This window comes from Ensifer sp. WSM1721 (genome assembly GCF_000513895.2).
Classification (GTDB): Bacteria; Pseudomonadota; Alphaproteobacteria; order Rhizobiales; family Rhizobiaceae; genus Sinorhizobium.
This window is the reverse complement of record NZ_CP165785.1, coordinates 239,856-253,706: the sequence shown is the minus strand read 5'-3', so window position 1 is coordinate 253,706 and position 13,851 is coordinate 239,856. Positions and strand designations below refer to the sequence as shown.

Annotated in this window: 12 protein-coding genes; 2 read left to right on the top strand and 10 right to left on the bottom strand. The window is 59.0% G+C overall.

Annotated features, from left to right (window positions below; translation table 11 throughout):
• Nucleotides 1-251: 251 nt before the first annotated feature.
• Nucleotides 252-1,256 carry a glycosyltransferase family 2 protein gene (locus tag M728_RS29440; protein WP_026622387.1) on the top strand — a complete coding sequence of 335 codons (1,005 nt, stop codon included), beginning with the start codon at nt 252-254 and terminating at the stop codon, nt 1,254-1,256.
• Between the two features lie 185 nt (nt 1,257-1,441).
• Here M728_RS29440 and lipA read toward each other — a convergent pair whose 3' ends face one another.
• From lipA to bhcA, 6 genes are all read right to left on the bottom strand, one after another.
• The gene (gene lipA, locus M728_RS29435; protein ID WP_370906547.1) at nt 1,442-2,410 is read right to left on the bottom strand and encodes a lipoyl synthase; all 969 of its coding nucleotides are present in this window, start codon (nt 2,408-2,410) and stop codon (nt 1,442-1,444) included.
• A gap of 90 nt (nt 2,411-2,500) precedes the next feature.
• Nucleotides 2,501-3,523, bottom strand: coding sequence for a phosphate acyltransferase (locus M728_RS29430; protein ID WP_051440999.1), 1,023 nt, complete (start codon nt 3,521-3,523; stop codon nt 2,501-2,503).
• A gap of 100 nt (nt 3,524-3,623) precedes the next feature.
• On the bottom strand, nt 3,624-4,589 hold the full coding sequence (gene bhcD / locus M728_RS29425; protein ID WP_026622389.1) for an iminosuccinate reductase BhcD: 966 nt from the start codon (nt 4,587-4,589) through the stop codon (nt 3,624-3,626).
• Between the two features lie 39 nt (nt 4,590-4,628).
• Nucleotides 4,629-5,792, bottom strand: coding sequence for a 3-hydroxy-D-aspartate aldolase BhcC (bhcC, locus tag M728_RS29420; RefSeq protein ID WP_026622390.1), 1,164 nt, complete (start codon nt 5,790-5,792; stop codon nt 4,629-4,631).
• A 14-nt stretch (nt 5,793-5,806) separates the two neighbouring features.
• On the bottom strand, nt 5,807-6,760 hold the full coding sequence (bhcB, locus tag M728_RS29415) for a beta-hydroxyaspartate dehydratase BhcB (RefSeq protein ID WP_156943530.1): 954 nt from the start codon (nt 6,758-6,760) through the stop codon (nt 5,807-5,809).
• 6 nt (nt 6,761-6,766) lie between these two features.
• Nucleotides 6,767-7,957 (bottom strand): L-aspartate--glyoxylate aminotransferase BhcA, encoded by a 1,191-nt coding sequence (bhcA, locus tag M728_RS29410; RefSeq protein WP_026622392.1) that lies wholly within the window; start codon nt 7,955-7,957, stop codon nt 6,767-6,769.
• 195 nt (nt 7,958-8,152) lie between these two features.
• On the opposite strand from bhcA, the gene bhcR reads away from it, so the two are divergent.
• On the top strand, nt 8,153-8,962 hold the full coding sequence (gene bhcR, locus M728_RS29405) for an HTH-type transcriptional regulator BhcR (RefSeq protein WP_026622393.1): 810 nt from the start codon (nt 8,153-8,155) through the stop codon (nt 8,960-8,962).
• Between the two features lie 10 nt (nt 8,963-8,972).
• On the opposite strand, the gene glcF is transcribed toward bhcR, so the two are convergent.
• The 4 genes from glcF to M728_RS29385 all read right to left on the bottom strand — a co-directional run bounded on the left by glcF (nt 8,973) and on the right by M728_RS29385 (nt 13,749).
• On the bottom strand, nt 8,973-10,304 hold the full coding sequence (gene glcF / locus M728_RS29400; RefSeq protein WP_026622394.1) for a glycolate oxidase subunit GlcF: 1,332 nt from the start codon (nt 10,302-10,304) through the stop codon (nt 8,973-8,975).
• A gap of 4 nt (nt 10,305-10,308) precedes the next feature.
• A complete protein-coding gene (locus tag M728_RS29395) occupies nt 10,309-11,469 on the bottom strand; it encodes an FAD-binding protein (protein ID WP_026622395.1) in 1,161 nt (386 codons plus the stop codon).
• A complete protein-coding gene (locus M728_RS29390) occupies nt 11,460-12,917 on the bottom strand; it encodes an FAD-linked oxidase C-terminal domain-containing protein (protein ID WP_026622396.1) in 1,458 nt (485 codons plus the stop codon). Before M728_RS29390 ends, M728_RS29395 begins: the two co-directional genes overlap by 10 nt.
• Before the next feature lie 109 nt (nt 12,918-13,026).
• A complete protein-coding gene (locus tag M728_RS29385) occupies nt 13,027-13,749 on the bottom strand; it encodes a GntR family transcriptional regulator (RefSeq protein WP_026622397.1) in 723 nt (240 codons plus the stop codon).
• Nucleotides 13,750-13,851: the final 102 nt, after the last annotated feature.

Here is a 13,851-nt window from a genome sequence, read left to right as displayed (position 1 = left end):
GCCCCGTCATGACTACCGGACGACCCCAAATCAAAGCCGGTCTTGGGCGATGAGTAGCGGTCGGTTTAGTACCTCGCAAAGTAGTTGCCTTTGACGTGTTTGCGACATGATCCAGTGTCATTGTCCCTCCGCGCGTGAGACCAGACGTGCCTAGATCATCGTTGCGCTCCTCGCTTAGTCGCAATCCTGCGGAGGCGTCTGGTCGAACTCTTCGCGACAGATCAACTAGATTGGAAGCTGGAGCCGCCCTTATGACCGCAGCCGAGCCAAAAGACGTCTGCATAATCATTGCAGCAAGGAATGCCGCTGATACGATCGCAAGAGCGATCGCCTCCGCACTTGCAGAGCCCGAAGCATCGGAAGTCGTCGTCGTTGACGATGGTTCAAGCGACAATACCGCGGCGGTGGCGAGCGCTGCTGATGATGGGACGGGGCGGCTGGCTATCGTTCGCTTCGAAGCGAACCGCGGACCGTCTGCAGCTCGCAATCATGCAATTTCGATCTCACAATCCCCCCTTCTCGCGCTATTGGATGCGGACGATTTCTTCCTTCCCGGCCGGCTGCGGCAACTGCTTTCGGAGGATGTTTGGGACTTTATCGCGGACAACATAGCCTTCATCGATGCCGGGCGAGCGGCGAGCGCGGTTGCTGAGGTTGAGCAGTTCACGCCGAGTCCACGCCTCATTGATCTTGCCGGTTTCGTGGACGGGAACATCTCGCGGCGCGGCGCCCGCCGCGGCGAAATTGGCTTCCTGAAGCCTATTATGCGACGGGCCTTCCTCGACGAGCACGGGCTTCGTTACGATGAGACGCTGCGCCTCGGCGAAGACTACAATCTTTATGCCCGGGCGCTGGCAAAGGGCGCGCGCTACAAGGTCATTAAAAGCTGCGGATACGCTGCAGTCGTGCGCGGCAACTCCCTGAGCGGCAGCCATCGTACAACCGATCTGAAGCGCCTATACGAGGCTGACCGGGCAATGCTTGCCGAAGCCCGGCTGGGCAGCGCCGCCGAGGCTGCGTTGCGTCGGCACGAACGCCATGTTCGAGACCGTTACGAATTGCGGCATTTTCTCGACCTCAAAAATCAGAACGGTTTTAGGAGTGCCATCGGCTACGCCTTGAAGCGTCCTAGCAGCCTCCCAGCGATCGTAGGCGGTATCCTTGCAGACAAATCCGAACGCTTTCGGCGCCTCCGGTCACCGGCCCCGGTAGCCCTCGGCGGCACTGGAGAGATCCGCTACCTGCTGCTGGAATAGATGCATCTGAAACGCGGAATTCGTCTTCAGCCTCGCACCGCGAATTGCCGCATGCCGGTGCGCGCTGACGGATTGAGGAGATGCCGTCGCCGACGGATACGGGATGATTCTGCTCGACCATTGCCATGGCAATGACAGCATGCATCCCGCTCGCACTCAGGGATGCCCCAGTCGAGGCTGCCAAACTATCCTGCGCCCAGGAGCTTCTTCTCCCGCGCTGCCTTCAGCCGCGCAAAATCGTCGCCGGCATGATGCGACGAGCGGGTAAGCGGGCTCGACGAGACCATCAGGAAGCCCTTGGTATAGGCGACCGTCTCGTAGGACTTGAACTCCTCCGGCGTCACGAATTTCTCGACCTTGTGATGCTTGCGGGTCGGCTGCAGGTATTGGCCGATCGTCAAGAAATCGACGTCGGCGGTGCGCAGGTCGTCCATCAACTGCAGCACTTCGTTCCGCTCTTCGCCGAGGCCGACCATGATGCCGGACTTGGTGAACATCGAGGGGTCGAGTTCCTTGACCCGCTGCAGCAGCCGGATCGAATGGAAATAGCGGGCTCCCGGACGCACGGTCAGATAGTTGGACGGCACGGTTTCGAGATTGTGGTTGAAGACGTCGGGCTTGGCGGCGACAACCCGCTCAAGCGCGCCGGGCTTCCTCAGGAAGTCGGGCGTCAGAATCTCGATCGTCGTCGCGGGGGACGCCTCGCGGATCGCGAAGATCACCTTCTCGAAATGCTCGGCGCCGCCGTCATCGAGGTCGTCGCGGTCGACCGAGGTGATGACCACGTGGCTTAAGCCCATCTGCTTGACGGCCTTGGCGACATTGGCGGGCTCTTCGGGGTCGAGGGCGTTGGGCTTGCCGGTCGAGACATTGCAGAAGGCGCAGGCGCGCGTGCAGATCTCGCCCATGATCATGAAGGTGGCGTGCTTCTTGTCCCAGCATTCGCCGATATTCGGGCAGCCGGCTTCCTCGCAGACGGTGACGAGGTTGTTGCCCTTCACGATGGAGCGGGTCTCCATGTAACCCTTCGAGGTCGGCGCCTTTACGCGGATCCAGTCCGGCTTGCGCAGAACTTCGGTGTCGGGCCTGTGCGCCTTTTCCGGGTGGCGAACGCGCTGAGCCCGATCCGAGACCGCGTCGAAAACCGTTACCATGTGTCTTCCTTCGTCGTATCAGGCCTCAGCCAGGCCGTGATTCACTGGAGCGATCGGAGGCATTTTCTCGCCCGACAATTGGTACCAGCCTTACGCAACGCAGGAAACAGGAGCCCCCGCCAACGCTGCGATGTTAAGGAGACCATTTGATGTAATTGATGGCGTCACGATGTGCGCCTGATTGGCCATACCCATCAGAATCGGACCAACCTCCACCCCTCGCGAGACTCTCAGTAGGATACCCCGAGTTGCCGCTGCAGCCTCTGCACTGGCAAAAATTAAGACATTGGCCTTTGAGCCGCCACCCAACGCGGTATCGATGCACATTGGCCCCAAAGTAGCGAATGACGTCGCCCGCGAACCAAGTATCTCGCGCGCAGCGGACATTATACGTTGCGGGCTGGCGGCTGACTCACAATTTTGAGTATTCGCGCACAGCGCGACCGTCGGTTCGAGCCCGAAACGGCGAACGTGACGCGCAGAAGCAAGGGCGATCTCGGCCAGTTCGTGTGGTGTGGGAGCGCTATTAACAAACACGTCAGCAAGAAAAAGTGGACCACCATCCAGCATCATTACCGACAGTGCGCCAATTGCACGCCGACGAGATGAAACAAGAATGGCTTTCACTTGAGCGAGATGCCAGCTGTATTGGCCGGAGGTTCCACAAATCATACTGTCAGCTTTGCCGGAGCTTACCAAGCGGGCCGCTACTGCCGTGGAACGAGCCTGCATTAAATAACTGGGGCGATCAGGAGGCTCCCAGCCGTTCTCTTGCGCGATGCGGTGCGCCAACCATTGATCCCGAAACTCGTAATCATCCTGAGGCTCTACGATCTCGAAATCGGTTCCTGGCAGCAACTTAAGATCAGCGCCGTGAATTATCTCTGCAATCCGTTCGGTCCTACCCACGACAGCGGGTAATGCGCAACCTTCGTCGAGAACCGCTCGCACGGCATGCAGAACCCGCAGTTCCTCTCCCTCCGCGAAGACGACCTTCCGCTGGAATCTACGGGCTGCCCCCAGCACCCCTTGCATGATGCCGCAGGTCCGGGGCGTCTCTATCCGCAGCCGTTCCAGGTAGCCAACCACATCTCGTCCCCTCTTCAGTGTCATCCGACCGGCTTCCCAATCTCAATGTGGGTAGCGAGATAATTCGTGACTCATCTGTCACCTGAGCCGGGTGACCGGCTGAGTGTGCCTCCAGATTGCCGTATCAGAAATCCACCTCGATCGCTGTCCCTTTCGAGAGCGCGAGCTCGACCGCGGCTGAAGCCACTGCTAGATCCTGGAGGCCCACGCCCGTCCCGTCAAACAATGTGATCTCTTCTGGTGACGAACGGCCCGTGTGGCGACCTGTGATGACCGCACCAATCTCGACAATATCGTCCCTGCTGATCAGCCCCTTTTCAATCGCGTGCTGGCATTCACCGATCGTGACGGCCTGAGCGACTTCATCGGTGAACACTGTTGCTGCAGCGAGAAGTTCGGCGTCCATCTCCTGTTTGCCCTTTGTGTCTGTCCCCATACAGGCAAGATGTGTGCCCGGGCGAACCTGAGAGGCCTTGAGGATCGGGGCAAACGACGAGGTAATCGAAATGATGACGTCCGCTTCATCACCCAGACGGTCGAGATCGACAGTCTCGAAAGGGAGCTCCAGTTCCCTGGCGACTCCCTCGAGACGGCTCAGCATCTCGGGGTGCAGATTCCACGCGAGGACTTTCTCAAAAGGCCTCTGCTCCACCGCAGCGCGCAACTGGTACGTCGATTGATGCCCTGCGCCGATCATGCCAAGCACCTTCGCGTCCCTACGGGCAAGATACTTGATCGAGACAGCCGAGGCTGCCGCCGTCCGAAGCGCAGTGAGCAGATTGCCGCCAACCACCGCACGGCACCTGCCGGTATCAGCGTCAAACAGGAAGACGGTCGATTGGTGGTTCGCCAGCCCCTTTTGAACATTGTTCGGCCAGAAACCACCGGATTTAAGACCAAGAGCCAGACTGTCGCGGTCGAACCCCGATTTGAAACCATAGAGCGCGTCCGCATGGCCGATTGCCTCGCGAATGACAGGGAAGTTGTAGGCTGACCTTTTGGCCATGGAGGCGAAGACCCCTTCGACCGCCGCAAGGCAATCAGCGGGAGTAATCAGCCCGGCGATCTGATTTTCCGGTACGATGATCATTGTAACTTCCTGCGAAGTGGGGCGACGCCCCCTTGATGGTCAGTAGGCCTTACCGCGCGCCGAAACCGGCCACAGCGTTTCAACCCGGCCGTTGCGCACGCCGACATACCAATCGTGAACATTGCAGGTCGGGTCGCAGTGGCCAGGAACCAAACGGAGCTTTTCATTGATCTTGAGCACACCGTTCGGATCCTCGATGACGCCATGCTCATCCGAGCATTTCACGTATTTGACGTCAGTGCGGCCATAGACGAACGGGAGTCCGGAATCGACCGACTGCGCCTTCAATCCGGCGTCGCAAATCGCCTTGTCCGACTTCGCGTGGCTCATCACGCTGGTGAGAATAAACAGGGCGTTTTCCCATTCGCCTTCATCAATCCTGTTGCCACCCTGATCACGGATGCGACCGTAATCGGCATCCATGAACGCATAGCTACCGCACTGCAGTTCGTTGTACACACCGGAATTGCTCTCGAAATAATAGCTTCCGGTCCCGCCTCCGCTGACCAGTTCGGGCTCCAGGCCTTCGGCCTTCAAAGCCGCGACCGCTTCCTTGACTTGCGCAATCGCGAGATCGAGCTTGGCCCTGCGGTCTTCGTAGTTGTCGATATGTTGCATAGCGCCTTGATAGGCCTGAATGCCAGTGAACCTGAGACCCGGAGCGCCGTCGATGGCTTTGGCAAGCGCCACAACCGCGGCGGTCGTGGTCACGCCGCACCGGCCAGCACCGCAATCGATCTCGACAAAGCACTCGAGCGTTGTCCCGTGCTTCTGTGCCGCTGCCGACAGTTCTGCGACATTGGCCAGATCGTCGACGCAAACGATAATGCGTGCATCCTGCTTGGCGAGGCGGGCCAGACGAGCGATCTTCAGCGGATCGCGAACCTGGTTCGACACCAGCACGTCCTTGATTCCGCCGCGCACGAACACCTCTGCCTCCGACACCTTCTGGCAGCACACACCAACTGCGCCACCGAGTTCCTGCTGGAGACGCAGAACATCGACCGACTTGTGCATCTTGCCGTGTGCCCTGTGGCGCATTTTGTGCGCCTTGGCATAGTCGCCCATCTTGCGGATGTTGCGTTCAAGGGCATCGAGATCGAGGACCAGGCACGGCGTCTGGATTTCATCGACGCTCATTCCGGGAAGAGCCGGTACATCGTAGCCGACTTCCATGCCTGCGAACTTCGCTTCCATGTTCATCTCTCTTTCTCTCCTTATTGCCAAGGCAACTTGTCAAGGTCGACGTTGCCGCCGGTGATGATCACGCCGATACGCTTGCCGGCGAACAGATCCTTGTTCTTCAAGATGGTCGCGAGCGGCACGGCACTGGAGGGCTCCATGACGATCTTCATCCGCTTCCAGATGAGCTTCATCGCGTCGACGATCTCTCCCTCCGAGGCCGTCAGGACGTCGGTGACGTGGTTCCGGACGAAGTGCCACGTCAAATCCTTGAGAGGTACCTTCAGGCCGTCAGCCACAGTAACTGGTGCGTCGTCGGCGATGATGTGCCCGGCTTTGAAGCTCCGGTATGCATCATCCGCCTGCTCCGGCTCGGCTGCGTAGATTTTGATATGCGGCGCCAAGTTCGACAGCGTGAGGCAGGTCCCCGAAACCATGCCGCCGCCGCCAATCGGAGCAATCACCGCTTGGAGTCCGGTGACCTGTTCGATCAGTTCTTTCGAACAGGTTGCCTGACCGGCGATGACGCGCGGATCGTTATAGGGATGCACGAATTCCGCACCTGTCGCGGCGACGACTTCGGCAAAGACCGCTTCGCGGGAAGATGTCGACGGCTCACACTCGACAACCTTGGCACCGTAACCGCGGACAGCATCTTTCTTCGCTTGCGGCGCGGTACGGGGCATGACGACGGTACATGGTATTCCGCGCCGTCCCGCCGCATAGGCGAGGCAGGTTCCATGATTGCCCGAGGAATGGGTGGCGACACCCTTTGCCGCCTGCTCGTCGCTGAGCCCGAAAACTGCGTTCGCCGCGCCACGTGCCTTGAAGGCACCGGCCTTCTGCAGGTTCTCACACTTGAAGAAGAGCTCCGCCCCAACAAGGGAGTTGATGAAACGCGAGGTCAGAACCGGCGTGCGATGAATGTGCGGCTTGATCCGCGCATGTGCTGCATTCATGTCTGAAAGCGTCGGGATATAAATCGTCATAGCCTCTCACGCGGCTCCCCTGCCCGCTGAAACTTGGTTGTTGCGGTAATAATCCTGGGCGGCGGCAACCCCCGAACCGAGCTTGATGGCGAGGCCGAGATCCGCCATGACCATCTCGGCCGTCGCTACACCGGAAAGGGCCATCACGTCGGTCAGGCTGCCGAGATGCCCGATGCGGAACACCTTGCCGGCGACCTCTCCCAGCCCAACACCGAAGGCGACATCATATTTCTTCGCCGCATGGGTAACGACGGACGTAGCGTCGAAGCCGTCAGGGGTTCGAATTGCGCTGACCGTGTCCGAGTAAAGGTCCTCGCTCATCGCGCAGAGCTCAAGGCCCCAGGCACGCACGGCCGCACGGATTCCCGTTGCTATTCGGTTGTGGCGTGCGAATACGTTCTCAAGGCCTTCCGCCAGCAGCATCTCCGTCGAGACCTTCAGGCCGTTCAGCAGGCCGACGGCAGGGGTATAGGGGTAGGCATTGTTCTCATAGCTCTTCGACATATCGCGAACATCGAAGAAAGTGCGCGGCAGCTTCGCCGTTTCGAGCGCCGCCAAGGCCTTGGGAGAGAATGCGGTGATCGCAAGCCCGGCAGGCAGCATGAAGCCTTTCTGCGAGCCGGTCACAGCAACGTCGACGCCCCAATCGTCCATGCGAAACTCCATTGAAGCAATGGAGCTGACGCCGTCGACGAACAGCATGGCTGGATGGCGAGCTGCATCGAGGGCGCGCCTAAGCGCGGCGATATCCGACTTGACGCCCGTTGCGGTCTCGTTGTGCGTGACCAGAACGGCCTTGATCTGGTGCGCCTTGTCGGCAGTCAGCATTTCCTCATAACGATCGACCGGCGCGCCGCTGCCCCACGGCGTCTCGATGACACCAACGTCGAGACCATGCCTCTGGCACATGTCTATCCAGCGATGGCTGAACATTCCATAGCGAGCCACGAGAACGCGGTCGCCGGGACTGAGGGTGTTTGTGATCGCCGTCTCCCATCCACCGGTGCCCGTTGCAGGGAAAACGAAAATCGAGGCCGATTGCGACTTCACGACCTTTTTTACGCCTGCGAGAGCGGGCCGCAAAATCTCTCCGAACAAGGGCGAGCGATGGTCGATGGTCGGCATATCCGACGCCTTACGGAGCACCTCGGGCATATTGGTCGGACCTGGAATGAAGACCGGGTTTTGCAGGTACATTGGGGCGTCCTCCTAGAGCTGGAAAGAGTGGTAACACGGCGGCGGTTTAGGGTAAATTTTTTTGAAACTGTTTTTCAAAATGATGAGTAAACTGACTTACACAAACAATATCATGAGCTTAGAATTTTTCATTCTGAGAATTGATTTTTCACGAGTGCCATTGAATGATGGTGATGACATTGGTGAGGTGCCAAAATGCAGGTGGTTAAGCGGCGAAGAGGTCGTCCGAAAGCATTTAATGCTCCGGAGTCCCCGAGCGTCATTCAGTCCCTCGATCGCGCTTTGGACGTGCTAGAGGCTTTGGCCTCGCCCGAGGGACTGACGTTATCGGAACTTGCCGCCCATCTCGGTCAGTCGGTCGCCACGATGCATCGGGTACTCTCGACGCTGGAACGTCGTGAATTCGTCGAGATCAGCCCCGATCGGCAGGTTTGGCACATCGGCCCCGAGGCCTATCGGCTCGGCTCCGCGTTTCTTCGTCGAACCAACGTTGTCGAACGCAGCCGCCCGATCATGCGGGAGTTGATGCTGGAGACAGGAGAAACCTCGAATCTCGGGATCGAGAAGGACGGCCATGTCCTGTTCATCAGCCAAGTCGAAACGCACGAATCGATCAGGGCATTCTTCCCGCCAGGGACACTGTCTCCCCTGCATGCCTCGGGAATTGGAAAGGCGTTGCTCAGCACATATGACGACAGCCGCCTAACATCACTTTTTAAGAAGAGGACTTTGGAGCGCTTCACCGAAAATACGGTTCGTTCGATCGCTCAATTGGAGGAAGAACTGCGCGTCACGAGAGACCGAGGCTATGCGTTCGACGATGAGGAGCGAACCAAGGGAATGCGTTGTGTTGCAGCCCCTATTTTGAATGTGCACGGCGAAGCGGTGGCGGGCATTTCCGTTTCTGGCCCAACCCATAGAATGCCCGACAGGCAAGTGCAGAAAATCGGAGAACGAGTGCGTAATGCTGCGACAAAGGTTTCGCGGCGTTTGGGAGCGCCCTAGCCGGCAGTCCTCAATACCAAAACCCTTGTGTCTCCTCGCATTTCCATCGTGGAGAGGTGGCGATGCTACGAGGTTTCGGCCCACCTGTGGCCCAGTCGAGCAATTCGACGGTGTGAACAAGAGGTATCTTGGTCCCGGAGCCGATCTGCATCATACAGCCAATGTTGCCGGCACTGATCACCTCAGGGTGCGTAGCTTCGATCGTCGCTAATTTCCGAGCCTTGAGTTCAGAAGATATCGCCGGCTGCATGAGATTGTAGGTCCCAGCAGATCCACAGCAGATATGACTGTCACGAGGCTCCACGACTTCGAAGCCTGCCGCCCGAAGCAGGTCTTTCGGGGCGGAACGGATCTGCTGGCCGTGCTGCAGCGAACAAGCAGCATGATAAGCGACACGCAGCGGCTCGGCGTGGAGCGGGTCGTTCAACCCGAGTTCGGACATGATTTCGGTTACATCTTTTGCGAGAGCCGCCACACGAGTTGCGTCTTCGGCGACCGGATCGTCTCGCAACATATGGGCATAATCCTTTACCGTCGTCCCGCAACCCGACGTGTTGACGACCACCGCATCCAGGCCTTCACCATCGAGTTCGCGGATAATCGCACGAATGTTCGCCGCGGCCATTGCATGGCTTTCTTCCACCTTGCCCATGTGGTGCGTCAGGGCACCACAGCAGCCGATGCCCTTCGGGACTACGACCTCGCAGCCATGGCGGCGTAACAGCCTGATCGTGGCATCGTTGATATCCGTGTTCAGAGCACGCTGCGCACAGCCAATAAGCAGGGCAACGCGCTTGCGTCGCGAACCGATCGCCGGAAAGTTTTGAGGTCTGTCATTCTCACTGGCCGGCGGAATACGATCGGGTGCCATCTCCAACATGGCCCGCAGGCGAGGGTCCGGGAGCAGTTTCCTGAAAGGGCGGGCGAGTCTGGCACCGATCAGCGCCAGCCGAAACCGGCCGGGATACGGCAGAATTTTTGCCAACAGCCAACGCAGGGCTCGTTCATCCCACCGGCGTTTGTAGGTCTTCTCGATATACTCGCGCGCATGATCGATCAGATGCATGTAATGAACACCGGAGGGGCAGGTCGTCATGCAGCTCAGACAACTGAGGCAGCGGTCGATATGCGCTACTGTTCGCTCGTCAGGGACCTTGTTGTTCTCCAACATGTCCTTGATCAAATAGATGCGACCACGCGGACTATCGAGCTCGTCGCCAAGCACCTTGTATGTGGGGCAGGTCGCTGTGCAGAAGCCGCAATGGACGCAAGATCGCAATATCTCGTTCGAACGTCTCGTGGCGGAATCAGCGAGCTGTGTCTCGGTGAAGTTTGTCTGCATCTCATTAGTCCATTAGTCCGGGATTGAGAATTCCGGCGGGATCAAAAGTCCGGCGCAATGCAGCTGAGAGCCGAGCTATAGAGGCTCCTTCGGGGGGAAAACTGTCACTGTTCGGCAGCGTGCCACGGCGCAGCAGCATAGCTTGCCCTCTACCGGCTGCCTGGCGGACCGCAGAGCCATTGGCACTACTCTCAAACCAAATCAATCCGCCACCCCAATCCAGCGACACGTCCCCGCCGAGTGCATTCAAACGGTCCACAACAGCTGGAGCTTCGCTCGGCTTAACCAGAATCCGCCAAAGCGGTACATTCGAGCCCGCGAAGTGGTGCAGATCGCGCAATCCACGCCAGAGCATCCGGCTGTCAGTCTCGTTCACTATGTCGATCACTCGATCGCGGAAGAGGGCGGACAACCGCTCGCGACGATAGTCGACCTGCGGGGAAAGCCCCTCTATCCTGAGCCAGGCGGTGCCGGACCGAAAGGCGGCGCCAGACACCTCGAAGGGCGCGGCGAGCGCCGTCGCAAAGATTTCGATTGCCGTTTCCACCGAAATGTCATGAAAGGCCAGCGTCCGTTGGCTTTCCGCGGCAGGCAACGTTTTCAGCGCCACCTCGGTCAACACGCCAAGGGTTCCGTGAGAGCCGCAGAGCAGTTTACCAAGGTCCAGCCCAGTGACGTTCTTCATCACCCTGCCACCATTCTTGATGACCCGCCCTCTGCCATCGACGAACCGCACGCCAAGGAGATGGTCCCTACAAGCACCCGCATGTATTCGGCGCGGGCCGGAGATGTTGGCGGAAACCATGCCACCAACTGTCGGAAATCCCTTCGTGTTGAGCACCTTTCTATGGTCCATCGGTTCGAATGCGAACGCCTGGCCCTCGGCCGCAAGTGCTGCCTCGATTTCCTCGATAGGCGTTCCTGCGCGCGCAATCAGCGTCAGGGCACCGGGCTCATAGGTCACGATGCCGCTAAGACGTCGTGAGGTGAGGGTCTGATCAGCCGCGATGGCCTCCGATTGGAAACGGGTGCTTCCGCCGACGACACGTATGGGTGCGGCCCGTGCTTGGCGCTCGGCAATGAAACCAGCCAGTTCCGCTTCGCTGGTCGGGGAAACGGCTGCCGCCGCATTGTTGGTTTGTTTGTCATTGAATGTCATGGGCATCCCGCCGCTGCGTCACGATGCGGCTGACTGACTTCGAGTGGGAAGACCTTGGCTGAATTGAGCAACCAGGCGGGATCGAAGACGCTCTTGATTTCCATCTGAATGGCCAGGTCATCGGCCGTATATTGTTTCGTCATGAGGTCGCGCTTCTCGATTCCGACGCCATGCTCGCCGGTCAGGCAGCCTCCGGCGTCGACGCAAAGCCGCAAAATGTCGGCACCGAATTCTTCGGCTCGCTCAAGCTCACCGGGCGCGTTCGCGTTGAACAGGATCAACGGGTGCATGTTGCCATCGCCTGCGTGAAATACATTGGCTACCTCCAAGCCATAAGCTTTAGACAGCTCGCCAATCCGCTTAAGCGTGTGGGGGAGTTTCGAGACGGGTACGGTTCCGTCGAGACACAGGTAATCGCCGAGCCGGCCCATCGCCCCGAATGCCGATTTGCGCCCCTTCCAGATCGCCAAGCTTTCCTCGGCAGTTCGGCTGGCACGGAACTCCACCGGATTCAACTCCTCGGCGATCAAACGGATGCGCGCGATTTGATGGTCGATTTCCGCGTCGGAGCCTTCAACCTCGACAATCAGTACGGCTGCGCAATTCGGATAGCCCGCTTTGACGAAGGCTTCGACGGCACGCAGGCAAACGTCGTCCATATATTCGATCGCGACGGGCAGCAGACCCGATCGGATAATGCGTCCAACGCACTCACCAGCCGTTTCGGCGCTGTCGAACCCAATCAGTACAGGCCGCGCGCCTTCAGGCTTCGGCACGATCCGGAGTGTTGCTTCGGTAACAATGGCAAGCTGGCCCTCCGATCCGCAGATCAAACCGATGAGGTCAAGCCCCGAGGTACCCAGAAGCGGGCCGCCAAGCTCGACGATATCGCCCGTCGCCATGACGATCCGGACGCCCATCAGGTTGTTCGTCGTAACTCCATATTTGAGGCAGTGCGCTCCGCCCGAATTCATCGCGATGTTGCCGGCAATGGTGCAGGCAAGCTGAGACGAGGGATCCGGCGCGTAGAAGAAGCCCTCGGCTTCAAGTTCGGCGCTGACGGCGAGGTTCGTTATGCCCGTCTGCACACGAATGTAGCGGTTGGCGGTGTCGACCTCGAGTACTTCGCGCAAACGCATGGTGCCGATGATCACGCTGTCCGCAGTCGGCAAAGCGCCACCGGCAAGCGATGTCCCTGCTCCACGGGGTACGACGGGTACGCGCAACTCATGGCAGACGCGCATGGCAGTCGCCACTTCCTCGGTTGTGCGTGGCAGCACAACTGCAAGAGGCGGACAGCGATACGCGGTCAGCGCGTCGCATTCATAGGCCCGGGTTTCCTCCGGGCTAGAAATGACAGTCCCCGCCGGCAGCACTGACTCAAGCGCCGCTATGATTTGAGGCGCTCTCGCAAGTATCCCAACATCCGGTTCGGGCATGGCTATGGTTGACATGATGGGTTCTGCCCCGTGATCTTTAGGAGAGAGATGGGTTGTCTTCGCCCAGTCGTATGCGCCATCGCCGTGAACGCGGGCCTACAAAGAGCTTTATGTTGGAGAACAGTCATAATTGTGCGGTCCGCGTGGAAGAACGACCCATGGAGTCTAGGCAAGCTCTCTCACTCCTTTTCCGCTTTCTGCGCTGTAAAGCCGCGAGAACTGCTCTCTCCGATTTGAGAAGATCCGCCTCCAGTTGATGCGTCGCTTCCCCTATGTTTCCCACTTGGAGCAAGGCAATGAGGGACGTGTTCCTCTCGATAGAGAGTTGATGCAGATGGGCCGTGTCTTCCAATTGGTGAAATACCAACCGGAGTTCTGTCAGGACCTGATCGAAACACACGCTCAGCTTCGGGCTATCGCATAGCTCCACCATCGCACGATGGAATTCCCAATTGATGGCTCCCGCCCGCTTCCAGTCACCAGCCTTCCTGGCGGCGTCGGCCTCATTCGCGAGCGCGCCCATGCGCGCCAGCACCGGATGGCCTGGAGTTGCAGCACTGACTGCGGCCTTCTGTAGGACGCCCCGCACGCGATAGATGTCCATGACCATAGCTTCGTCGGGAGCGGCGACGAAAACGCCACGATTAGGAATGTGCGTGAGCAGACCTTGGCTGGTCAACAGTCGGAAGACCTCTCGAAGAGTATTGCGCGAAATCTCGAGCTCGGTGGCTATCTCCTGCTCGCAGAGTTTCTCGCCCGGAGCAAACCGACCCTCAATCAGCATCGTCCTGATCCGTGCCGTCACTTTTGCGGTAAGCGGCTCAGCGTCGGCCTCCACTGCTGTCATAGGCTCCTCACACGAGTTCACCATTCGCGGCTATGGGCATATCTCGATCTGACCAGCGCTGTTGAAGCAATGTCGCTCATCCGGCGCCTGCGGGTTTGCTCT